General features: G+C 55.6%; 18 protein-coding genes. 13 read left to right on the top strand and 5 right to left on the bottom strand.

Going from position 1 to position 23,389, the window contains the following annotated elements; translation table 11 throughout:
- Positions 1-39 precede the first annotated feature (39 nt).
- Both RO009_07935 and RO009_07940 read right to left on the bottom strand, forming a co-directional pair.
- Positions 40-1,302, bottom strand: a complete 1,263-nt coding sequence (locus RO009_07935; protein ID MDT3684956.1) for a DUF2130 domain-containing protein — start codon at positions 1,300-1,302, stop codon at positions 40-42.
- Positions 1,303-1,552: 250 nt separating this feature from the next.
- Complete coding sequence (locus tag RO009_07940) at positions 1,553-1,825, bottom strand: helix-turn-helix transcriptional regulator (GenBank protein ID MDT3684957.1); 273 nt, start codon at positions 1,823-1,825, stop codon at positions 1,553-1,555.
- Positions 1,826-2,645: 820 nt separating this feature from the next.
- On the opposite strand from RO009_07940, the gene RO009_07945 reads away from it, so the two are divergent.
- From RO009_07945 to RO009_07985, 9 genes are all read left to right on the top strand, one after another.
- A complete protein-coding gene (locus RO009_07945; GenBank protein ID MDT3684958.1) occupies positions 2,646-3,434 on the top strand; it encodes a metallophosphoesterase in 789 nt (262 codons plus the stop codon).
- 262 nt (positions 3,435-3,696) lie between these two features.
- Positions 3,697-6,195, top strand: a complete 2,499-nt coding sequence (locus RO009_07950; protein ID MDT3684959.1) for an AAA family ATPase — start codon at positions 3,697-3,699, stop codon at positions 6,193-6,195.
- Positions 6,192-6,632 (top strand): hypothetical protein, encoded by a 441-nt coding sequence (locus tag RO009_07955; GenBank protein ID MDT3684960.1) that lies wholly within the window; start codon positions 6,192-6,194, stop codon positions 6,630-6,632. The genes RO009_07950 and RO009_07955 overlap by 4 nt, the downstream gene beginning before the upstream one ends.
- 925 nt (positions 6,633-7,557) lie before the next feature.
- Positions 7,558-8,283, top strand: coding sequence for a hypothetical protein (locus RO009_07960; protein ID MDT3684961.1), 726 nt, complete (start codon positions 7,558-7,560; stop codon positions 8,281-8,283).
- A gap of 11 nt (positions 8,284-8,294) precedes the next feature.
- Positions 8,295-8,474, top strand: a complete 180-nt coding sequence (locus RO009_07965) for a hypothetical protein (GenBank protein ID MDT3684962.1) — start codon at positions 8,295-8,297, stop codon at positions 8,472-8,474.
- Positions 8,475-8,476: 2 nt separating this feature from the next.
- Positions 8,477-10,843 (top strand): DDE-type integrase/transposase/recombinase, encoded by a 2,367-nt coding sequence (locus RO009_07970; protein ID MDT3684963.1) that lies wholly within the window; start codon positions 8,477-8,479, stop codon positions 10,841-10,843.
- Positions 10,843-11,901, top strand: a complete 1,059-nt coding sequence (locus tag RO009_07975; GenBank protein ID MDT3684964.1) for a TniB family NTP-binding protein — start codon at positions 10,843-10,845, stop codon at positions 11,899-11,901. Before RO009_07970 ends, RO009_07975 begins: the two co-directional genes overlap by 1 nt.
- Complete coding sequence (locus RO009_07980) at positions 11,888-13,657, top strand: TniQ family protein (protein ID MDT3684965.1); 1,770 nt, start codon at positions 11,888-11,890, stop codon at positions 13,655-13,657. Before RO009_07975 ends, RO009_07980 begins: the two co-directional genes overlap by 14 nt.
- 11 nt (positions 13,658-13,668) lie before the next feature.
- Entirely contained in the window at positions 13,669-15,552 is a 1,884-nt protein-coding gene (locus RO009_07985) for a TniQ family protein (protein MDT3684966.1), read from the top strand.
- Positions 15,553-15,661: 109 nt separating this feature from the next.
- Here the strand turns inward: RO009_07985 and RO009_07990 are convergent, their stop codons facing one another.
- From RO009_07990 to RO009_08000, 3 genes are all read right to left on the bottom strand, one after another.
- On the bottom strand, positions 15,662-16,153 hold the full coding sequence (locus tag RO009_07990; GenBank protein ID MDT3684967.1) for an NYN domain-containing protein: 492 nt from the start codon (positions 16,151-16,153) through the stop codon (positions 15,662-15,664).
- 12 nt (positions 16,154-16,165) lie between these two features.
- A protein-coding gene (locus RO009_07995; GenBank protein MDT3684968.1) for an IS3 family transposase occupies positions 16,166-17,298 on the bottom strand; the annotation gives its coding sequence in 2 pieces (ribosomal slippage) (positions 16,166-17,037 and positions 17,037-17,298; 1,134 coding nt in all).
- A gap of 48 nt (positions 17,299-17,346) precedes the next feature.
- Positions 17,347-17,565: a hypothetical protein gene (locus RO009_08000; GenBank protein MDT3684969.1), complete on the bottom strand. Its 219-nt coding sequence runs from the start codon at positions 17,563-17,565 to the stop codon at positions 17,347-17,349.
- A 505-nt stretch (positions 17,566-18,070) separates the two neighbouring features.
- Between RO009_08000 and RO009_08005 the strand changes: the two genes are divergently transcribed.
- The 4 genes from RO009_08005 (at position 18,071) to RO009_08020 (ending at position 23,121) form a co-directional block, all read left to right on the top strand.
- On the top strand, positions 18,071-21,160 hold the full coding sequence (locus RO009_08005; protein ID MDT3684970.1) for a hypothetical protein: 3,090 nt from the start codon (positions 18,071-18,073) through the stop codon (positions 21,158-21,160).
- A 624-nt stretch (positions 21,161-21,784) separates the two neighbouring features.
- Positions 21,785-22,309: a hypothetical protein gene (locus RO009_08010; GenBank protein ID MDT3684971.1), complete on the top strand. Its 525-nt coding sequence runs from the start codon at positions 21,785-21,787 to the stop codon at positions 22,307-22,309.
- 123 nt (positions 22,310-22,432) lie between these two features.
- Positions 22,433-22,723, top strand: a complete 291-nt coding sequence (locus tag RO009_08015; GenBank protein MDT3684972.1) for a nucleotidyltransferase domain-containing protein — start codon at positions 22,433-22,435, stop codon at positions 22,721-22,723.
- Positions 22,723-23,121, top strand: a complete 399-nt coding sequence (locus RO009_08020; GenBank protein ID MDT3684973.1) for a DUF86 domain-containing protein — start codon at positions 22,723-22,725, stop codon at positions 23,119-23,121. The genes RO009_08015 and RO009_08020 overlap by 1 nt, the downstream gene beginning before the upstream one ends.
- The last annotated feature ends 268 nt before the right edge of the window (positions 23,122-23,389 follow it).

The following is a 23,389-nucleotide window of genomic DNA, read 5'->3' on the forward strand; positions in this document are numbered from 1 at the left end:
GGCGCCCGCGCAGATATGCGCAGATTCCGCCGTAGCGAGTTAGCTGTTCTCTTCAATCATGGGCAACTCCAGCCCACTGATCTCCTGCATCGTACGGCCAGCGATTCCCTGCAAATCACCATACATTCCCGCCATGGATTCAACTGCGACCCGAATTTGCTCCTCGCGTCTGGCCCAAAGGCGGGTCATAGCTTTGCGCTCCTTTTCCAGGTCCTCTTGCATGTCGCCAAACTTTTCGACGATTGCTTCAATGCGATGCTTGAATCGTGGACCCGTTAGATACTGGTACACGAGCTCCATTTTGCTGTGCTGGCCCTCAACTGAATTACGCGCAGAAGCGATTTCCATCAGTGAATGCCGGAGTGCAATCGCCAGCGGGATCGCACAGCGAGCGTCGGTCACCCAGACCCCATCTGCATGATCGAACGTATGAACCCCTTTAGGGAGGGCAGTTGAGACAATGATCGCGATTTCAGCTCTCGCTGACCGCTGATCCTCACGAAGCTTGGACAGCCAACTATCACTCCAGTTTTTGGTCCGCTTAAACTCCCACAGAATGGTTCCGCAATGTTGGCCCAGTGGGCTCATCACTTTTTGGAGGGCATCTCCGCCAAATTCGCCCTTAGGAACCGGCAAGATTGCATCCGTTGGGAATTTGCTGCGCAGAAGGTTCTCGAGTTCGATCTCCTGCGCCTCGCCTTGCGCTTGCTGGGAGCCCTGCTCCGCCTTGCGCTTGAGCTCCTCGATCTGCCGTTGCATCGAGGCAATCTGCTCTTCCTTCTCTGTGACCTTCAGCTTCAACGCCTCTTCAGCTTCGAGCTTTGCTCTTTCGCGAACAATTACTAGGGATTCCTGCACCTTTTTCTCGACGGTGAGGTCGAGCTCACGCCGGGCGTCATCAAGCTCTCGCTGTTTACGCAGAAGTTCGGCCTGCGCTTTCTGCGCTTCTGCCAGTTTCACATCGCGGTCCTGCAGAATATTGTGGAGGTCTTGGAGCTCCTGTGCCTTCTGATTGAGCTCTGCTCCAATCGCCAAACGAGCCTTCTTGGCCTCGTCTGCTGCAATCCTCTCTCGCTCAGCCTTCAGCTTAGCTGCGACCTGCTCTTCTATCGCTGCTTTCGCCTTTTCCAGTTCACCCAATTGAGCTCGTACCTGCGCCTCGCGTTTCGAGACGTCGGCCTCCTTCTCGGCGATCTTATGCTCATATTGCCGCCGAGTCGCTTCGATGAGAGGCGCGGCAAGCGACTCGGTCAGCTTGATTTCTGTGTGGCAGTTCGGACAAGCGATAATCGGCTCTTGCATCGTCAGCGTCCCCTGATTGCGGCGAGTATCGCAATTATGCGCGGAGGACGCTAGCTGATCAGATGCCTCATCTGTAGCAACCACCTCATTGCGACCGGCCTGAGGAACTGCTTGAGTGTCACGCCGTCGGGCTGCTTCCCTGTTAGGATCTTTCAGACCACCGCTCGGTACCAATCAAGAAATAATTGGACGCAAATTCATCCGCGATTCGGCGCTCGAAGCGAACGGATGATGTCAAGCTTGTCGATGCTCACCTATTGGCGGGCTTCTCGATCTTTCGACCGTGGACACCTCGTTCCGGTCCATCGAAGGAAAATCTGACACCGGCGACCTCGAATGCCTTGCGAATGCTGGCAACCGTGTTTGCGTTCGGCACGGAAATATCGAGCTCATATCGCTCGATCGTTCGAGTTGAGACACCGGACCGTTCTGCAAGAGTTGCGTGCGTCCAATTGAGCCACGCGCGAGCAGCTCGTACCTGCTCTGGGCTTAGATCCGGATCCCTGGGAGGTAAATTAACCATAAAACGACGACTCTCACGACAAACGCGCCGCTCGGGTGTATGGTGATTAATAGGACGTAAACGGGACAGGTTAGCGAGGCCGCACCGATGTCCAGCATGTCTGAAGTCCAACCGTTTTAGAGCGCAGCTCTCCGTTTTGGATTTCGCTTACAGCAAGTCCTTGGTTCGGCCCGCACGAACACCTGCCTAAGACGACGGCAGAGGCCGTCATTCAGATCCGCTTCCGGCATCTTTCGCGCCTGCTCCGGCGCAACGGTAGGGGTGCGCCCTATGAATGGCAAGGATTCACGCTCTCGGCCAGGTTGGGAAGTCCACAAGAAGAAGGCTAGGCTCGCGGCCGTTTCGCACCATGGTTCAGTGGGGAGATCAGCCGACGGTCATTCTAGCAAGGACTTACTGTCACCGCTCATGTGGTGGCGCCGGATCCCGGCCTACGAGTTCTCCTCATTCGACATTCCAACCGCCACACGAGCACTGCAACGCTTGGCAATCGCAGGAGAGCCCAGATGGTCCTGCGCACATCGGCGGGATGCTGGTGACGACATCGGCGCAGCCCTACGAACGCTGAAACGTCACGGCCCTCAATCGGTCGCAATGGATCTGGCGATGACTGCCGTTCTCTGCTCCGCGATTGGAGGTGATCCGGCCGCCGCCGACCTCATGGCCGCCGTTCTGAGATCCAGATCGGCGATTGATAGGCACTGCGAACCCTTGTCACTCGCCTGGACCGCTGCAGGTTTCGAATCCTTGGTCACTAAGAGTCGGCGGAAAGAGATGGGGCGTTTTCAGAGGCCTGACTTGAATCCGCGTGGAGGCTAATGTGCGTCTCTGGGTGTTGTCGGACTTGCACTGCGAGCTGACTCACGGATGGGATCTGCCAGATTCACTCCATCGCCCCGACGTCGACGTGATGATCATGGCCGGCGACCTCGTACCGCACATGGAACGTGGAGTTCGCTGGCTGCGGCAACGCGTGCAAGATCGCCCCGTCATTTACATCCCCGGAAATCACGAATTCTACGGCACCGACATCGATCGCACAGTTGAAAAAGCGCGAGATGCTGCTGCTGGCACCAACATCCACGTCCTGCAGAACGACGCCGTCGTGATCGACAATGTGAAGTTCGTCGCCACAACGCTTTGGACGGATTTTGCGATCTTTGGAGACGTCGAACGCGCAATGATTGTCGCAGGCAACGGCATGAACGATTTTCGGAGGATCCGAAAAGATCAATATGCTCGGCGGCTTCGCCCGATCGATACGCTCGCCAGGCATCAAGACTCTCGCAAATATCTTGAAGCCGAGCTGAGCAAGCAGCACTGGGGACCAGTCGTGGTTGTCACCCATCATGGCCCCGATCTGATGTCAGCGAAGCCGGAGCATAAGGCGGACATCCTGACAGCCGCATTCGTGTCAGACCTTACCGAGTTGATCACCAAAACGTCTCCAACATTGTGGGTTTATGGCCACACTCATCGCAGTGACGATCGCATGATCGGATCGACGAGGATCTTATCGAACGCAAAAGGCTATGGTCCGTATCGGTCGATTGGATTGGCGGCGTGGGAAAACCCCCTTTTCGATCCGAACCTGATCGCGACCGTTTGAGACAGCAAGAGCCGTCCTACTGACGGCCGAGCTTAAAGTGTAGAGCTTTCCGAGCTGAACCGCAGCTTCGGCATCAGGATTTTGTCAGCGATATATCTCAGCGCTCGCGCGGTCTGCACGCCGCGCGAAAGGGGAGAGTCATTGCCTGCAGAACACGCGCAATCGCGAACTTGCAAGCGTCGCGCTGAGAGTACCCAACGCGACGCACTGGAAGCACGTCGTAGTTTCCACGCGGAACAGACGCAATCTGAGAGGTCAAACAATGGGCATTGAGGCCAAGCAAGTCGAGATCAACAATCCATCATCGCTTGAACGGAGCCAGGCTGTCCAAGACGGCGCCCGTGCCACGAACCCTGAGCGCGGACCTGCAACACCCGAGGCATCCGAGAATCCACGTGCGATGGGCCCGTTGGAGTTTGCAACCTACAAGAAAGGCTGGCGAAACGCGCGACGCTACCATCTCAACGAACGAGACATAGCCGCACGCCGGAAGGCCGAGGAAGCTGCCAAGGCAGCGCGGGAACAAGCCATCAAAGCCGCAGAAGCCTCCCTCCGCCAGACAGGTCAGAGGATCGATCGGCGCGACATCGAAGAACGGCTCAACGCCTTCTCAGACCTGATCGTCGATTCCTCCGATGATGGAAGACCCAATCGGCGAAACAAAATCGAAGAGATAGCACCGGGACGGATCGCTGCGAGGCTCCTCTTCGCCCGTCTGTTCGATCATCGCCCGGATCTTTGCGAGGCGATCAAGAATGAGGCCCCCGTTGTTCTTATTGATGTGCCTGACGGAGAGGCTTTCTCCCGCCTTCTCGGCAACTGGACCGATATTGTCTTGCCCGAAGACGTGTGTATCGCTCAGGGCAAGACACTCGACCAGAATGCGCGGCGGGACGATTTTGATGCAATCGCACATGTTGCGTTCGAGCCGCTCAAATCGAAGGATATCCCTTCGACTGAAGCAAGAGCACTTTGCGCAGTCCAACTCGCGTTGCCTACCTTTGCGATCTCGCCCGGCGCAGAGACCTACTTGCCGAAGGCACTTCGGGATGCCGAAACGGCGCGCCTGACGCTGCCGCGGCTTGATGCACTGACGATCACCCGGGTGATCCGGTTGGTGACCTCAAAACCCTGCCGCGACTTCCTTTCGCCCGATATTGTCAGGGAAATCGGCTATCACGAACTGGTTTTGGCCGTCCGGTTCGACCGCACGCCCGAACGGTGTCTCGCGCATTTGCGCGCGCTGGCCGAACGCAAGATTTCCAAGAAGGCTGCCCGTGACCTGACGCTCGACGAACTGCACGGCATGGACGAAGCAGTCAGTTGGGCGAAGTCAACTATCCGGGATATCGAGGCCTGGCGCCGCGGCGAGATTCAATGGGATGCTGTCGACCATGCGGTCGTGCTCAACGGCCCGCCCGGGACCGGCAAAACGACTTTCGCCAAGGTCTTTGCAGAGTCAGCTGGATTGCCACTGATCCTGGCGTCGCTTGCAACATGGCAAGGGACTGATGAAGGGCACCTTGGCCACCTCCTCCGCGCAATGCGGCGCGACTTTGAAGAAGCTCGCAGCAAATCCCCCTGCGTCATGCTCATTGATGAAGTCGACTCTTTTCCCATCCGGGCAGAGTTGACGCATTCGCACCGCGACTACGACATCCAAGTCGTGAACGGCTTCCTGGAGCAGCTTGATGGGCTTGCTGGCCGCGAAGGCATCATCTTCCTGGGGGCCAGCAACGATGTCACACGATGCGATCCGGCTATCCTGCGTTCGGGCCGTCTGAACCGCATCGTCCAGGTCAGAATACCTACTCCGGACGATCTGGAGAAGATCTATCGCGTCAGATTGCGTGGTGCCCTCCAGGATGCCGACCTTAAGGAAATATCTCTTCTTTCCGTCGGCATGACAGGCGCCGATGTCGAGCGGACTGTTAAGGATGCGCTCCGCATTGCACGGCACGAAGAACGAAGCATATCGGTCGACGACCTTTATCGTACTATTGTTGGAGGCCGGGATGTGTCCCCGGAGAGAACAAAGGAAATCGCCATACATGAGGCTGGACACATCCTGCTCGATGTCCTCCATTTCGGCCCTGACGACGTTCATGCCGTTCTCTTGCGGCGGCGTGAGAGTGAGGGCGCAGTCTGGCGTATTCGCAAGCAATATGCCCTCGATACCCAGGAGCATCTGACCAAGGCGTTACAAATCTTTCTCGCCGGCCGCGCCGCCGAAGAGATCGTGATCGGTCGCACGAGCATCGGTTCCGGCGGCAGCAACAGTTCTGATCTTGCCGCTGCCACCCGAATGGCGTCAGCAATGGTCGCAAGCCTCGGTTTCGCAGGACCGCATCCCTTTGTCTATTTGGCGCCCATGCGGGAAGCGGAATCAGCGCTGCGCTACGAGTACATGCGGATCGTGGTCAACGATGTGCTGGCGGCAGCCTATGAAGAGACAAAGCGCCTCCTGTCTGTCCACCGCACCGCACTCCAAAAAGTCGCAGACACCTTGGTCGCAAATCGGGTGATCGATGGTCACCAGGTAGAAGCGGTTGTCCGTTCGAGTGAAATAGTTATCCCCCGTGATGTCGGCTCGGAGAGAGCGACCGAGGCAAAGCGTGCCGAAGCATCTCGTGTGCTCGATGTTCCGACCCTTGAAGACGACTTTGGCGCATCGGAAAGAAGCCCCCTCCTCGAGGATCATGCTGACGCCGAGACAGATTCCGGTAATGGGAGCCAAGTCGAGGAGGAGAGTGTGTCATGAACTCCTACCTGCTGACGCCTCCCGGCATGCGCCTCATCAAGTGCAACGGCGTTGTCATCACTGAAGCGCCAGTCATGCCTCCCGGCCTGGCGGATTCAGAAATCCTAGAGCGGAGGACGCCTGAGGGACGTACCCATAGAGAAAGATTCTGCGAAGCTCAGAAAACGATCAACATGCTCGCGCAAGGCTGGCGACCTAGCGCTTCAGAACTTCAACATGCGCCAAATCTATCAGCGTGGCAGCCGGTTATGTTGCCGATCGGGGACATTATTCTACTTGGCTTTGTGACTGGGCATCCGTACATCCGCGATGGAAAATTCTGCAGCACCTCGCCGTTGATTGCTTACGACGCTCAGCTCGCCGAATGGGCAAGAACTGTAAGCCGTTGGTACCGTCTCGGCGCGCCCTCTCGTCTGCCCAAGACATTTATAAATTAAGGCGTAACGTTCGGCAGCAAACGGCTGCGGCATAGCGTATGCCAGACAGCATTCGACCGGACATAAGTCCGAAGGTCGCCTGCAAGGTCAATTCTTCTCTCTGCATAACACCGAACTGCGTCGCGCGACGTTAGTCAACATTCCAATGCTTGCTTGTAATCAAATGATATAAGTAAGCGAACTATGTCGCGACAATCGCTCTTTCAAACGTATTTATCAAGGAACAAAGGATTCGTATGCGTGTGATTACTTTGAAATCATTTCGTCAAGGACTCGAAATAACAAAGGCCGTTCAAGTTATGACGAGTCCTTCAAACAAGCTCTTTTTTAATACTAAAGAAATACACCGACTTTTCTCGAGCCTTCGTTGACAGGAATAGCGTCGCCGGACCAAGCTTCAGGTGATTCGCACACCGAGGCGCGAATCAGTGCGTGAATTTCATCTCGCTCAAAGTTGGCGTCATCGGCTGGTGGCCGAGGCGAGATGAGATGGAGTCCATCCAACTTCAGAGGAGCGCACATGACCTAGAAAGCAAAACGCGCGGCCCAAAATGAACCGCGCGCTTGCTCATAACTGACACGTCCAGATGACGTGACGGATCAAGGCCTCGTAAACCTTCCGTCTTGTCACTTGCCTCTTGAGCTGGCGCCCGTGGAAGCGTTTGCATCGTCTCCCGATTCTGATCGGAGAGTCAAGCACGCCCGTTCACGCCTGGGCCGTATCCCCGTCAGACCCACGATTTAACAGCTGATTTTTGATCAGCGGTCATCCCGCGCGTGCGCGAGGCCGCCTGGGTTCGTGCCCGTCTGACCTCTCTGCCTCCACCGAAAAAGGGCCGCAGCAGCCACCGCCGCTGCGGATCCCCGGGCTTTGCCTCGTCCTACGAGGCGGCAGGAACCGAGACAGCAAGCTCAGGAGCGCCAAATGGCAGTGACTAATTTCGCAAGACTGATTGGGCGATCGACGGCAAGTCGCAAAGTGGTGACACACCGCAAGGCTACGTTCACCGGCTGCTACCCATCCCGCAAAAACAATCGGATGGTGCAGTACGAGAGTCTGCTGGAGCGAAACTTCATCGTTTTGGCGGAAGCCGATCCAAGGATTCACACTTACACGGAGCAGCCAATCCCGCTGTGGTGGACAGACGGCGTTCGCACTTATCGAACGACTTTCGATTTCGAAATTACTATCTCCAAGGATCGGAAGTACCTCGTTGAGGTCAAGCCGCTCGAGAAAGTTCTCAAGTATAATTTAGATCATCTCTACGGCTTCGTACGCGCGGCGGCACGAAAGCGAGGCTACACCGGTTTGGAGCTTTGGACCGATCGCGAGATCAAAGCCTACCCTCGGCTTCCAAATGCCGACCTTGTTGCAGCGGCGGGCACATCGTACGTCGACTTAAGTCACGAACTCGCAATGCGTTCGGCAATTGCGGGGCTGGCGCAAAGGTCAAAGGCCTTCACGGTCAAAGCTCTCCGAGCCGCGTCCAATCTGGGCACTCACTCCTATCGCATGGTGATCCGCTTCGTCGCCAGTGGCGAACTGTCGCCGGTTAATCCGATGGCACCGCTCGACGATCAGGCCCTTCTCGCAATTCCCGACACCGACCGCCAAGCAACCACTATTGCTCCGATTCAGATTCCGAATTGATGGAGGCTGGTATGGAAAGCTTCAGCACAAACGATGGTGCAAGTGCCATCCTCGAGGTCGATTTTGATGATGTCGCGTTCGGTGATTCCGACGTCGATGGCAAAGATGGCAAGCCGCTCATTCGCTCGCTGACGACTGGTGTTCACGTCTCGCCACTCGCTATGGCTTTGCTACAGCGCGCGGGAGACTAGCAATGAACGTTCCGCTGATCAGACTCGCGAAAGGTGATGCGATCATTATCGACAACGCTTGGTATGAAGAGATCGATCGAACCCGTGACGTGCTCACGCTGAAACAGATAGGAGGCACGGTTGTTCGCACGTTTACCGGGGAGGAGCTTCGGGATCTCTATTTCGACCCTGCTGGTCGAATGCGAATTGAGCGGCATGCACCGAAACTCCTTGAACCGGCGCTTGCTGATGCGGTGTCACGGGCCTTCGAAAGCTTCACAAAGTGTCAGCAGCAGGAGATGCTGCTTCGGCTTGACTATGTGAAGGCCTGCGACCGCTTCTTTGGGCGGAAACTTTTCCCCAAGCGGCTTCACGGTTACGAACGAATTGCGACGATCGTCGCACGCTATAGGCGTCTCGTTCAGGCCCGCGACCAGGGTCTAGAGCCCTGTCAGGTTCCCCTTGAGTTAATATCAGGCGCCACACTTCGCGATTGGCATTTGCGATGGCGTCAGGCCGGGCGGCTGATCGGTGCGCTTGCACCCCTTCATCATTTGAAGGGCAATCGGAAGGGGAAGCTTGATCCGGCAGTGAAAGCGATCATTGCTGGCAAGATCAAGGAGAAATGGCTCACCCTCGAAGCGCCGCCAGTGACGGTCGTGCATGACAGTATCTGTCGTGAAATCAGGAAGCTGAATGACGAGGGACACTTCCCTGCATTTGTCGAGCCCAGCGAGGCGGCTGTTCGCCGCTGGATTGCCGACAACGTGGATTCCTTTACGCAAGTTTTCTACCGGGAGGGTCGGAAGAAAGCGGAGGATCAGTTTCGCCTGATTAACCGTGCACCGATCGCAACGCGCCCGTTGCAGATAGTCGAATTTGACGAAACCCCACTCGACATCATTCTGGTCGATGAGGACGGACGGCCACGCGGACGTGCATATCTGACGGTAGGCATCTGCGAGGCAACATGCATGATTGTCGGCTGGCACATCGGATACGAGCGCGCGAGCTGGACGACAATCATGCAAGCGATACGCATGACTATATCCAAGAAGGACACCAGCGGCAGCGGCGCCGAATCGCCCTTCCCTGTATATGGCGTTCCTGAAATCATCAAGGTCGATAACGGGCCGCAGTTTCGTTCGACGTCTCTTGTTGCCGCCGCGGGCCAGCTTCAGTTTGAAGTCCGTTTTGTCCCGGCCGGCAAGCCTCACCTCAAAGGAAAAGTGGAGCGGTTTTTCCTCGAGGTCACGCGGGATTTCTTAAGCGTCTTCCCTGGTCGGACATTCTCGAATGTTGAACAGCGCGGTGACTATGATTCCAGCGGCTATGCCCGCATGACGCTGGAACAGCTCCAGAAACTTTTCATGCGCTGGGTCGTCGATATCTATCACAATCGCCCGAATAGTCGCGCGTTTGGGCAGACGCCACTTGAGCGCTGGCAAGCCCTTTCTGGTTGCGGCGTCCGTCTTCCGCCTGAGGTCGACTGTCTCGTCCCTCTCATGGGCATGGTGGTCCACCGAACGATTCAGAAGGCGGGAATCATTTTTATGGGGCTTGAGTATCGAGGGCCTCAGTTGAAGCTGTTCAAGCAGCGTGATGGCCATCTCGGCCGCCAGTGGATGGTGAAGATCGATCCACTCGACCTGTATCACGTGTTCGTTCTCGACGAGCAAAAAGGTAAATGGGAGGCGATCGCCTGTCAGCAGCCAGAACTCATCGAAGGACTCACTCTTCGAATGTGGATGGATGTGGTCGAGCTCGCCCGCAAACGAACCAAGGAAAATCAGCGGGTAAGTCGCGCCATTCTGCTCAAGGCGCGCGAGGCACTTCTGCGAGAGGCAGAAGCCATGGGTCATAAACCCCGTGGGAAGATCACGGAGCAGGACTATCGATGGATGCAGGCGCGCCTAGACGTGCCCGATTATGACATCTCGATCGACCCCACCGATCCGGATGAGCGTCCCACCAAAAACGCTAGGAGGAAACGTAAGGCGGAGAGCTTTTCTGATCCCGCGCTGCTTGCACCCGCTTCTGAAGCGGGCGGACATCCGCTCTCGGAAGTTGCGTCTCCCAATCCCTTCGACGAGGCCCAAGACCGCGCTTTTGAGAACCTCAACGAGGAACAGTCAGCCATAGCGCTGAGCGCATTTCGTCAAGAATGCCGTCAGCGCGAAGACAGTCGGTGCAGCCACGATCCCACAGATACCTTTCCGATCGTGGATTTGCCTTCTTCGGCTGACCCCCACGCTTCGCACTCAGAGCGCACTTCTTCGCATTCGCTAGTTCAATCCCACGAATCGAGGACGCATCGTCGATCAGCTCGCCCCCTGTTCGACGACAACGACGATTCACTTTGGGGCAGCGACATTGAGGAGAACGTATGATGAAACAGCTTATCGAGCATATGCATGCGCTGGACGCGATACCCAACTCTTCACTTGATAATGAGCGCAAATATCGGCGCTTACGCCGAGACAATCCGAAAGTTGCAAAGCTGCGCGCCATCAAGGCTATCGATATCGCAACCGGTAAATCAGCGGTGGCGAAGCAGTATTTCGACGGTCTACTGGACCGTGTTGACGGCGGCCTTGAGGGCCTTTGCTTAGTTGTGTACGGACCAACTGGCGCAGGGAAAACTCATATTCTCAAACACCTCCGAAAGGACCCCATTTTACAATCCTTCGAGACAGAGGAAGGGATCCAACGACCAATGTTGGCCTTGGATGCACCCGCTCCATGCACGCTCCGCACGTTGGGCATGCGAATGTTGAAGCATCTGGGTCTTCCGTTTAGCAGGGCGCTTCGAGAGCATGAGGTGTGGGATTGCGTCGTTGCGAACTTACATGCTCAGGGCGTTGGCGTGGTCTTTATCGATGAAATGCACAACGTTCTGTCCGGTCGCAAAGATACAGAGCGTGAAAAGATCGCCATGACGCTAAAGTCACTGATGGTATCGGAAACCAATCCGATACAGCTCATTCTATCCGGACTCGATGTGCTGAGTAAGTTCATACAGAAATACGAGGAGGTTGAGCGACGCAGCCACTTTTTAGAAGTGACGCCATTGACGTCAAGAGACCGAAGCAAGGCTGTGAGGTTCCTCAAGGACCTTCAGGTTCAACTTGGATTTCCAGGTTCAGGCTTCGATCAGGACGATATGCCGGAGCGGTTCATGATCGCATCCCAAGGTTACATCGGACGCATAGCGTATTTCGCACAAGAGGCAGCGGCGCTCGCTGTGTCATTAGACGGCGACATAATTGCCGCTGAGTACTTGGCAGAAGCATACAGGCGCCCGTTTGGAGTTTCCCCTGATAACAACCCGTTTCTTATGGCCAACATCAATCAGTTTCGGACTCCGAAGCGCCAGTTCAACTACGACGACCTGACCAAGCTGAAGGGAAGAAAGAAGCTCGAGGAAAGTCTCGATGAAGCTGCCTAGTCGGCCGCGTCGGCAAAACGGCGAAAGTGCCCTCGGCTACCTGATGCGCTTGGGCGAAGCCCACGGCGTGAAGCAGGCACATCTCATCGCAAGCGCCATCGGGACGGACTGGTTCGATCTCTTCAGGGGGCGCAATCTGCGCCCCCTGGCCACGGCGGCGGCGGCGGATTTAGACGGCCTTTCCTTCGATACAGCACGGCCGGTAGGCGGCGGCGTTATGTTGCGTGATGAATTTCTGCGTCGTAAACACTGGACGCTGAACCATGGGCGGCGGTGCTGTCCACAATGTTTCCAAGCCGATCAAATTGAGGCTCAGGAAAATCGCTTGCCACGACGTTGGCACCGGGCATGGTGGGACATCCAAGCCGTCTCGGTCTGTCCGATCCATCGAGCTCCTCTGGTCGGCGCTTGTCAGCGCAGCGGAGACCCGCTCGATTTCCAAACATGCCATCTTGGCTGCTGCTCGAATGGCCACCTCATTACATCGGCACAGCAAAGTGCCGTCGTCGATTATCTCGGCGATGCTTACATTATTGGCAGAATTGGGGGCGCGCCCAGACTTCCAAATTCGACGCTGGATGCAGGCACGTTGTCGGAAGCCATCGATTGCCTTGAGCTCGTCGGAACAAAAGTTTTGGACGATGCTGTGGGGGTGGCGACGCATAGAATTCTTCACGCAGGTTTTGAGATTTTCAGGCATTGGCCGCGTAGATTTCACTCTCTGCTTGACCGATGCGTCGCGACCTCTGAAGCCACGCTGGGCCGCTGGGGCGCGTCAGCAACTTATGGCTCCGTACACAGGGGATTGTACGATATTGGCAACGGTCCGATCGTGCAGGCCATCAAGCAGGAAATTCGCGAGCATGCTGCGCGTAGTGGAGTTTGCCTTTCCAAACCTGTTTTTGGTGCGAAGACAACTTCTGCTCGTTACGTGACGGTTCGTGACGCTGCCAGACGTCTGAAAATGGCTCCTGCGAGCACTCGTACGCTGCTAGCTGCCAAGGGCCTTATCCCCCGAGTGACTAAGCGGGGCACACCCATTCGCGTTGACGTTCAGGAAGTCGATCACATCGCCGTTACTCGATCGCAGCAATTTGGCGTCAGCCAGCTCGCGGGAAAATTGGGGATCGGGCGTATGCAAGCGCGGGAGCTTGCAAAGGCCTGGTTTGGTGCAAACCGCAGATCGTTCACGGATTTGGACGTTGATGACATCCTTGAGCAGTTGAATCGAAGTGTGCGTCCGCAGCCTTCGGCAACCGACGCAATCGTGCTGCCAAAGGCATGTCAAATCGGCCGCTGCCCCCTTTGGCTGGCCATCGATGCCATTCGGAAAGGACGATTAACACCGGTTGTATTCAGCCAAGAGCCTGGACTCTCTCGTATTGTTGTTCGGCTCGCTGATATCCGGCAGCTGGGAAAAATCAGCCGAAACAGTCTTCCTATCGCGGATGTTGCCTCAGCTCTGCAGGTCAAGTGGGAAGTCGCCCGCCAGCTTGCCCAGCTCGGCTTGATCCGATACTCGCAGAAGGGCATTCAGCAATCCGAGCTCGACATCTTTCGGAGGACGTTCGTCGCTGCTTCAGCCTTAGCGAAGGCTAGCGGCATCCACCCTAACATCGTCAATAGGAGACTAGCAGATGCCCGCATTCGGCCAGTCGCATCACCTCCCCGTTGCCGACAGGTGTTTTATCTTCGCTCCGACCTGATGACTCGACATGCCCCAGTATTCGTGCGTTCCGTCGCGGAGGCAGCCTAAAGGAGCGCTTGATGAACCGAGATTGCAGGCAGAGTACCGAGCGGTCTTTTCGTCCACTAGCTGCGCGCGTGATCTGGTTCGGAGACGAACCGGCCTACGCGCTAGCAAACAGGTTGGCGAGGCGCAATGGTATGAAATCGCTCGCCGCGTTCGGCGGGAATATGAGCATCCCCTACCGTGAGATAATTTATGGACGGAGGAACAGCGAAATTGCATCCCTCGCAAACGTTGATCTCGCATCTCTGAGTCACACCACGTTCCGCATCGACAAGGATAACTGGGTGCGGCTCGGCGATGAGGTTCTACACAGAGATGACTGGTCGTACGCATCACTGCGTATCTGTCCCAGTTGCCTCAAAGACGATCTAGACACCGGCAGAGGTGATCCAGCATTTCGAGCGCACGTGAGAACGTGGTGGAACATTACGCACGTGCGTGTATGTCCATTTCACTGTACCATGTTACTCGATCGAAATCCCGAGAGAGCAAGTATAGTCGTCGATCCAAAAGCACTCGACGTACGATACGCCGCCGGACCCGCATGTGATTTTGCCGCGGCGCATAGCAGGGAGATCAGCGATGTTCGCGCGGAAACTTACATATTAGGGCGACTCGGTTTTATGCCGCGCGTGCGTGCGCCCATCCTAGACGAACTCCCACTATGGAATGCCATTAGGCTGATGGATCGATTTGGGGCGGTTGCCGTGGCTGGGCATCGTGCATTCACGTGGACAGGTGGCGGGGTACAGCCTCAAAAGGCTATGTCAGCTGGCTTCGACATCTTCAGCAGTGACAAGGCTCATTTGTTTCGTTTCCTCGATCACCTCATCGCCACTGCCAAAATTCGTCTAGGACATTGGGGCCCAAGAGTGGCTTACGGCCGCGTGTATGAATGGCTGTCTCATGATACTCGCGAGAGAGCTTATGACCCCATTCGCGAGCTGGTGCGAGAGCACATCCTCGACAACATCCCGCTGGGGCCAGATGAGCTTGTTTTCAGCCGGCCAGTCGGTACTCGGCGACTATATACACTGTGGGACGCGAGCAAAGCGGTAAAGCTAAGTCACCCAGCCTTGCGGCGCACACTGGTTGCGTTGGGTTATCTAGACAAAAGCAGATCGAAGAAGAGTAACTGGCAGACGATTTTTCCTGCTCATGTTATCGAGAACGTTGCAAAAGAATTGGATGACCGCTTAAGCTTCAACACGGCGCGCAGTTATCTCCGACTCCCACGTCACGCCATGCAGACCATGTTCGAAGCAGGCGTGATCAAGCCATTCTTGCCCGTCTCAAAGGGCGTCGCCGAACACATCCTACGCAAGCGCGATCTGAATGATTTATTGAAACAGATGATTGGCAATGCATCAACTGTCATTAAGCGTCCTCCAGGTACATATGACATTGTCACGGCAGCCAAGCGAAGCTTGGTGCCTGTGGCCGACATTGGCAAAGCGATTCTGGAGGGACAGGTCAAATGTGCAGCTCGGCTGGCAAATGCGCAGGGCATGCTTCAGATTCTAGTCGACGTAGAAGCCTTAAAAGTATTTCGCGACCGGAATCGGAAGCACCCAGCAAGCGTTACTGTTGAGGACGCACGAGAGATTCTAGGCATCACCTATACTGTGATGAAGCGGCTCATTGATGAAGGGTATCTAGAAGTTAAGAGGCATACATCGCCATTGAGAAACAAGCAGCAAATGTATGTGAATACAGATAGCCTTGCGGCATTCCAGCGCGAGTTCGTTCTGGCATCAGTTATAGCGAGAGCACTTGGGACTCATGTCAGGACGCTGGTGCCTCATCTGAAGCTAAAAGGCATCCATTTTGCGATTGGCAATCGAGAGGTGGGGCAGTATTTCTATCGACGAGGCACTATTCAGACCTTGGGCTTTTAGACATCGGGGGGCGCCTCTGCGACGCGGTTGTCTAAGTGAGCAACGTCAAATGCCAGTCAAGTCTCTCGTCCGTTAGCCGTAACTATAAAGGCTACTAGCAGCTGGCAATTTAGAGGACTACATCAACGTGCGCTTTCAGAGTGCGTTTCACGCCGTGACCTAAATGGTCCAAATACACGCGCACGCCCTCACGCCGAGCAAACTTGAACGCTGGCACCATATCGCTGTCACCAGTAACGACGACAATAATGTCGACTAACTTGCCGAGAGATAGTCTGGCGATATCAAGGCCGATTCGAAGATCGACACCTTTTTGTTCGATGTTCGGAATTAGATCGTTTGCTTGAATGGCGCGCGCGCCATTTTTTACTATGTGCCGCATGGCGGCCCCGCCGACTGCCCAGCCGTGAACGGCTGTATCTCCTTGGCGCAAGGCAAAGTCCGGTTGAACTTCAAGACCCTGCTGTAGGCTGACGTTTGCCGAGTAATGGGGATGTGACCCTAAATCCAGGATCGATGAATCCAGTGGATTCGTAAGTTTTGAGCTGCACCCCGTCTTTGGATCACGCGGCTGGGGAATTTCCAGCCTGTTGAGCTGCACCCCGTCTTTGGATCACGCGGCTGGGGAATTTCCAGCCTGTTCGACCAGTGGCGGGCCGTGCGCCGCTGATCGATTCAGCACGTCGATCGGCGGTCGGTTGCCGATCGCGCTGTGTGGTCGCTCCTCGTTGTAGTGTCTACGCCAAGCCTCGCATTTTCGCTGCGCATCGTCGAGGCTCATGAACCAGTGTGCGTTCAGACACTCGCTCCGGAACTTGCCGTTGAACGACTCGATGAATGCGTTGTCGGTGGGCTTGCCTGGCCGGGAGAAGTCGAGCGTGACGTCACGCTGGTAGGCCCAGAGATCGAGATCGCGCGAGACGAACTCGCTGCCCTGGTCGACCCGGATGGCCTTTGGATAGCCAAGCTGGCGGCCGACACGTTCAAGCACCTCGACAACATCGGCACCGCGAAAGTTGAAGCGCACTTCCGTCGCCGGCGAAAACCGGGAGAACGTGTCCACGATGGTGAGCACGCGCAACTTGCGGCCGGTGGCGAGTTGATCGTGCACGAAGTCCATCGCCCAGATCTCGTTCGAGCGGGTCGCTGGCTGACGGTCGTCTCGCAGCCTGGCCTTGACCCGGCGCCTGGGCGTTTTGTTGCGCAATTGCAGGCCCATCTCGCGATACAGCCGATAGACGCGCTTGGCGTTCACCGGCCAGCCCTCACGCCGCAGCAGCACATGAATCCGCCGGTAGCCGTAGCGCACCCGTGTTGCGGCGATCTCCTTCATCCGGTGGCAAAGGGGCGCCTGCCCAGCGCGGCGGCTCTTGTAGTGGTAGGTCGAGGGCTCCGTCACCAGGACTGAACAGGCGCGACGGATCGAGACCTTCCAGGTCGATCGCGCATGATCGACCAACTGCCGACGCCGGGCAGGCTTCATAGTTTGCGGCGAAGAACATCCTGCAGCATGGCGCGATCAAGCGACAGGTCGGCGACCAGCTTCTTGAGCTTGCCGTTCTCATCCTCGAGCTGACGCAGGCGCTTCATCTCCGAGGGCATCAGACCGGCATACTTCTTACGCCAGTTGTAGAACGTGGCTTCGGAGATCCCTGCCTTCCGGCAGACTTCGCCGATCGCGGTGCCGTCCTCCGCCTGCTTCAGCACGAAGGCAATCTGCGCCTCCGAAAACTTCGATCTCTTCATGGTTCGCTCCGTCCTCCGGCCGTTGCCGCAAAACTGGAATTTTCCAGCTTAGCGCAGTCCAGAAAACCGGAGGCAGGTCAGTTTCCCGGATGCGGGCGGAGCATCATAAAAATAAACCCGCAATAGCGTAGAGGCCGCGAGATAGGGGCTTGCCTTTATGCGCTGAACTTCGGCTTCAATTTCTGCAACTGTTGGGAAATGTTTGTTCTTTTGCTGTAGTTTTTTCTTGATGAAGCCGCCGTCCATCAGGACAGCGAATTTCGACACCAACGCCCCCTAGAAAAGACAAGACCCCGCCCACTCGTAGCGCGGTAAAGCGCTTTCCATCAAGGACGAATGGACGGGGCCGGGTTCTTGTAACGCCTATTGGGTATCTCTGTTCGGGTTGCCAGTCAATTAATGACGCAGAAAATAGGTCCGAAACGGACCTATTTTGGGAGGGGCAACATCACGTTTGCAATTGAAGTCAACGCCGGACCGCACGGCGCTGCTCTGCCTTAAAGTCCGCAGGGCTTGGAAACCCGCTTGGTGAGGTCGGAGACGTATTTCCGGTCCCGCGCATCCTGACCGCTCAGGACCATGATGGATTTCGCGATCCCCGGCTAGTCATGGGCCATCAGCGTCCGCGGCTACGAAAGCTACCTAGGGCCGCGAAAAAGAGCGCCGGTGATCACGGTCGAGTTGGGTATATTCTCAACCCGAGGTTGGCATGATGATATTATTATCGTTGCCGAATCGGCGACCATCCCAAAAACCGAGAGATCCTTTCAACATGACCAAGCGTGCTTTTGACATTCTCTTGGTCATTCCCCTGGAGGAGGAGCTTCTAGAAGTACAGAAGGTTTTCAAATCGCTCGAAGATCTATCGACGGACACGACCTACAGACATTGGGTCGAGACGGGCGATCAAAGCCCGTCGATGCTGGTCGTGCAACAGCAAGGCATGGGCAGAACCTCGGCCCGCGACGCCGTCGAAAGCGCTTTCGACGACTTTGATTTTTCGCTTGTCATCTGCTTGGGGATTGCTGGCTCACTGACGAATGACCTGAACCTTTGCGACGTCTGCTACAGCTACGAGATCTATGACGTCTACGACAACACGAAGGCTTACGAAGGCAAGGGCGGGGAATTGGATATCGCCTTTTCCCCAAATCATGAGAAGTGCTACGAGCCGATAGTCGCTGCCATCAACTTCATTCGCACTGATCCCAAGTTGCAAGACCTATATGCCGGATGGCAGTTGGAGCGTGAAGCAGCGGCCAAGGAGAAATTCCCAAATCCTGTTGTTGGACGGGGGGGCGCCCCGGAGACGATAGCTCAGCCGAAGTCCAAGGATTGCAAGGTCGTATGCGCCGCCGTTAGTAAAAGCGAGCAGTACAACAAGAAGATCATTAACGTCGATCGCAAGATCTTCGCGATCGAGACAGAGAGCGGAGGCATCCAGGCCGCCCTCAGACGACGGAAGGCCGAGTCCCTGACCATTAGGGGGATATCGGATTACGCTGATCTCTCGAAAGACCAGCTGGAAGCATCGACAGCTGGCAACATCCGATCAATGGCGGCGGGTAACGCCGCCAGTTTCCTGAAGCTCCAGTTCAGCAACCCGCGGTTCAAGAGTGCGGTGGAGCGTATTCGCTCGATGAAGGTCGGTGACGGGCAGTCTCTGTTACCGCTCGCATCGCCCGTAAAGAAAGACATCACCACGCTCATCGCCGAATGCGCTGAAAGCATCGAAACCAAGCTTCGCCAGCTCTCGCCCGAATTCAAGCTTCTGGAGAAGGGTTACCGGCTTCCGGTCCCAAGGATGCGGAATGTTCAGTACGTAAGTGGTCTTGGAACGAAGTTTTCCTCCTCACCTGAAGAGGTTCGCGATGCCCTCGAAAAACACGGCGCAATTCTGTTGAGCCTAGCCAAAAACTACCCGGACGACAGCCTGCCATGGGTCATTGCGAGCGATCTCCTCACTGCCGTCGTGGGTGGCAAGCAACTCCTTCCGGTCGTAGTTGATGGGGATGCCGTTAGGCCACCCCGTCTCGGTCTGATTGAAGCCGCGCATTGGGATTTCAGCGAGGTGGAAGAGACGGAGGGCGCGCAGCTCGTCTTCATCATCGACGGGCCAGTGCTGGGTTCAAAATCGAAGCTCGACTTCCTTATCAAGCAGATCAAGGCGCGTCCGGCCAGCCGGTTCATCATTATCTCCAAGGACGAGGCGCGGATCATCAGCGAGAGCGAGCTCGCTGCCCAAATAAAGGCGGAGCATTATTTGCTCTCCAACGTGTCCTTCAACGAGATCACCCACTTCGTAGAAAAGAACTTCGACATGACGGCCGCAGAGGCCGAGGTAATCGCGCTCCGCTTGAACGATACGTTCAATAGTTTCGACCTCTCCGCCCATCCCACCTATTTCGCGGGCATTTCAAAAGAACTGCTGAATACGCTTCTTCAAGCCAATCGACGTGCGGAACTGATTCAGTTGGCGGTCGATGGCTTCTTATCGCTGGTCGTGGCCGCAGACAAGGCCGCCGTGAAGCTGACCAGGACGACAAGGGTGCGTTTTCTGCAGATGATCGTTACCGAGCTCAAGCTGGAGAAGCGCAGCCTGTCGCGAGGTGACGTAGTAGCAATGGCCGCCGATCTCGCCAAAGAATATGGCTACGATATCGATGCCACGGGCTTCGTGCTCTCGTTCGTCGATAGCGGGATACTCCATTTCGTAGATGAGCGCGTCGCGTTTTCCTTGCCTTTTGTGGAATCGTATCTGCTCGCAGTCGAACTGACCGAAGCGCCGAAGAAGGCTTTGGCCTATTTTGACCTTGAAGACGATTACATCGATCTGGGAACCTTCGACATCTATTGCGAGATCAAGCCATCACCGGAGGTTATTGAAAAAGTTATGCAGTGCGTCGAGCGCGGCAGGGATGCCCTAGCCCTTTCAGACGGTCAGAAGCATGTCCTGCTGACCGACGCCGCCAGGCCGGCGATGCTCGCGAAGACCGATAGGCTAAGGCAGATAGAGGAGCGATTTCACAAGCTGTCGGACGACGTACGTTCGGGTCGCGGCGACGTCAAGCGCAAACAGAAGATGCTCGACATAGCCGACCGACTGCGAGAAGCGGCATCGGATAGATCAGGATTCGGCGAGGAGGATCAGGAAGAGGTCCTTTCGGAAGACTTCAAGAAGTTCACCGACGGGATCAGGTACTGGACGACAGGATCGCAGATGCTTGGATCCGCAGCTGAGCACCTACGCGCGGAGACGAAAGAACGGCTCTCGGGTATGCTAGTTGAGTTGTTGAGCCTGCTGGCTCATGTCTGGATCGAGCTCTATACAAACGTCGACTTTGATGCGCTTCGGAAGGACTTCACGTCGGACGAGAACCTGAAGCCATTGCTGAACGGGTCGGAAGATAAGGCCGATCTGACCGAAACCCGGCGGCAAGTCGAGAGTATGGCCGACCTGTTGGAGTTTAGCATCCTCGCCGCTCCTTTGCGCCGTCTTCTGCATATCCTGTGCGAGCGTGCTAGATTGCGCGTCTTGGCCGTGAGCGTTGAGAAAGCGGTCGTCACGAGCGAGGTGGAAAAGCTCGCACATGCCCTCTGGCTGGCCGACATCGATGGGAAGAGAGGCCATAATGCTTTGATGCGAGCCATGAAAGACCTTCCGCCCTCCCCCTTCCTAAGGATAGTCGTCGCTACTCATTTGATGACTCGCGTATATTGGAATCAATCGGAAATGTCCGACAGGCTCCGGTTCCTTGACGCTGCGGAAATAGCGCTCGGTCCGGTGGTCACTCTCCAAAAAGGGGAGATCATTAGATACATCGAGGCAAACGCGCCAAAAACCGCGGCCTCCAAAACCTGAAGGTCCCAGACGACCTTACAGCCGGAATAAATATCCGGTGTTCGAGCAGCAGCCCGATTGGGCGAAAGTGAGATCGAAGCCTCGCAGCGAAAGCGACCGTACACCGGCGTCGACAATGTTAGGCAGTCGGCTTTTATGCTGCTGCAACCATCGGATGGGCTGAATTTGTAGAAGTACAGGCTTATGTGTCAGATGCCCTTCCGTGGTCCAGGCATTTGTGTCAATTGAGCCAGACTTATGCGTCAGGCGCCCTGCCGGAGATATTGAAATCTTGAGGGAATTTTGTTCTGCCGATCCAGACTTATCCGTCACCCGACAGTTGTGTTGGGTGACACATAAGTCTGACCCTAGGAGCCATAAGTCTGTATCAAATGACGCAATAGTCTGACTCAGATTTTTGCAACCATGAGCAGATTTCAGGTTGAGGTGTTTGGCATTTTGTCGATTATTAGTCGATGAAGCCTTCACGTCATATCTAGTCATTGAAACATGCTGCTTCGGTCGAATCCTGGATTGAGCACTGACAGCCAGAGCAGCACCTGTGACCCGCTTTCATTTATAGGATAGACCTATCTGGTGACGACGTCATTTTGGATTGAACGACGAACAGGACACAGCGCATCCATGGGACAGGCAAAGCAGAAAAAGTTGAACGGGGCGAAGGTAACTTGGTGTCGTAATTGCACGCTGTGTTGCGAACTGCCTGAGATCCTGGAGCTTGAAAAGGCTTCTTACAAGCGTTGTGGATCATCCTGTGCGTCCAGTGGGTGCAGTATTTATGAAGAACGTCCAGCAGTGTGTCGAACCTTCGAATGTAGGTTTGTATCTGCTCGTTTGAACGATGCGCCTGATAGACATGCAATTCCACATCCGAGTGATTGCGGGGCATACTTTTTTGAGGTCAAGGGTGAGAAACGTTTTGTTGTTTTTGTCGATCCACGAAAGCCGGAAAAGTGGAAGGAAAGTTCTCTTGTTCTCTATTTAGAATCTTACAGGTCCTTTGGCTTCGAGATTACGATCTTCGATCGAGGTTATAAGTTTGACGTTGCGCGGGTGTGGGATGACTTCTTGCAAGGCGACTGGGTTAAAGTCGCGCAGGCGCACGGAGAGAAGATGCATGATTTGTCATTCCGGGATTGGAGGGCTTAGATACCTGGCTTCCCAAGAGTCGATACCGCCCTTTCAATTGATGGATGTGGAGTTTGCTGCAGACCGTCTTACTCGGACGGTCGTGATATGATATAGTTGCAGCTAGTTGAAATGAGTGACCCCATGAGACCGTCGGCTTTGGTACAGCAGCACATCGACCAGGTGAAGAACGCTATTTCGCATTACCCGGTGCGCAATCCGAGGCTTTTCGGCTCGTCGGCGCGCGGCGACGATCGGCAGGGCAGCGATGTCGACATTCTGGTCGACCCGCTTCCGGAAACGACGCTCTACGATCTCGCTGAACTCGAACTGGAGCTTGAGAGCATTCTTGGCTGTAAGGTCGATGTCCGCACACCCCGTGAACTGGCCCCTGAAGTAGCGGAACGGGTGGCATCAGATCTTCGTCCGATGTGATGACCCCAAAATCGATTGCAATCGAAGAGCGGCTCCGCGATATCGTCAAATGGGGCGAAGCGCTGGCACGTCATGTCGAAGGTATGACGCAAAGTCAATTCATGGCTGATGAGAAAACTCAGCACGCCACGACGAAATGCATCGAAGCAATTGGCGAGGCGGCGAAGGAGATCTTGAAAGCGGATCCGGGTTTTGATTCGCATCACTCTAACCTGAAAGCAAGGGCGGTTGCGAGAATGAGGGACCGTCTATCGCATGGCTATCGTGACATCGATTGGGAACTTGTCTGGACCACCTCAACGACTTCTGTTCCTGCTACAGTTGCAGCAGCAAAATCCATTTTGGCGCAGATGTCGTATAAACCGCCACAGCCGCCATGGGGCTCGTCGGAAGAATAACTTGGTGGTCACAGGCTCCGAGTAGGCTAATTAGGTTTCCGCGGCGCTGCAACCGTGGGATGCGCTGAATTTTCAAAGGTACAGGCTTATGTGTCAGACGCCTTTCCGTGGTCCAGGCTATTGCGTCAATTGAGCCAGACTTATGTGTCAGGGTGCCTGGTCGCGGCGTTGAAATCCTGAAGGAATTTTGGTGGGCAGATCCAGACTTATGCGTCACCCGACAATGTTTCGGGTAACGCATAAGTCTGGATCTTTGGGCCATAAGTCT

The sequence above is a fragment of the Pseudorhodoplanes sp. genome (assembly GCA_032027085.1).
GTDB lineage: Bacteria > Pseudomonadota > Alphaproteobacteria > Rhizobiales > Xanthobacteraceae > Pseudorhodoplanes.

What these genes read in the sequence shown, in the direction of transcription:
- RO009_07940 (MDT3684957.1), bottom strand. Translation starts at nt 1,825, where the DNA reads ATGGTTAATTTACCTCCCAGGGATCCGGATCTAAGCCCAGAGCAGGTA.
- RO009_07950 (MDT3684959.1), top strand. Translation starts at nt 3,697, where the DNA reads ATGGGCATTGAGGCCAAGCAAGTCGAGATCAACAATCCATCATCGCTT.
- RO009_08005 (MDT3684970.1), top strand. Translation starts at nt 18,071, where the DNA reads ATGACCAAGCGTGCTTTTGACATTCTCTTGGTCATTCCCCTGGAGGAG.
- RO009_07975 (MDT3684964.1), top strand. Translation starts at nt 10,843, where the DNA reads ATGAAACAGCTTATCGAGCATATGCATGCGCTGGACGCGATACCCAAC.
- RO009_08020 (MDT3684973.1), top strand. Translation starts at nt 22,723, where the DNA reads ATGACCCCAAAATCGATTGCAATCGAAGAGCGGCTCCGCGATATCGTC.
- RO009_07960 (MDT3684961.1), top strand. Translation starts at nt 7,558, where the DNA reads ATGGCAGTGACTAATTTCGCAAGACTGATTGGGCGATCGACGGCAAGT.
- RO009_07935 (MDT3684956.1), bottom strand. Translation starts at nt 1,302, where the DNA reads ATGCAAGAGCCGATTATCGCTTGTCCGAACTGCCACACAGAAATCAAG.
- RO009_07970 (MDT3684963.1), top strand. Translation starts at nt 8,477, where the DNA reads ATGAACGTTCCGCTGATCAGACTCGCGAAAGGTGATGCGATCATTATC.
- RO009_08010 (MDT3684971.1), top strand. Translation starts at nt 21,785, where the DNA reads ATGGGACAGGCAAAGCAGAAAAAGTTGAACGGGGCGAAGGTAACTTGG.
- RO009_07965 (MDT3684962.1), top strand. Translation starts at nt 8,295, where the DNA reads ATGGAAAGCTTCAGCACAAACGATGGTGCAAGTGCCATCCTCGAGGTC.
- RO009_08015 (MDT3684972.1), top strand. Translation starts at nt 22,433, where the DNA reads ATGAGACCGTCGGCTTTGGTACAGCAGCACATCGACCAGGTGAAGAAC.
- RO009_07955 (MDT3684960.1), top strand. Translation starts at nt 6,192, where the DNA reads ATGAACTCCTACCTGCTGACGCCTCCCGGCATGCGCCTCATCAAGTGC.
- RO009_07985 (MDT3684966.1), top strand. Translation starts at nt 13,669, where the DNA reads ATGAACCGAGATTGCAGGCAGAGTACCGAGCGGTCTTTTCGTCCACTA.
- RO009_07980 (MDT3684965.1), top strand. Translation starts at nt 11,888, where the DNA reads ATGAAGCTGCCTAGTCGGCCGCGTCGGCAAAACGGCGAAAGTGCCCTC.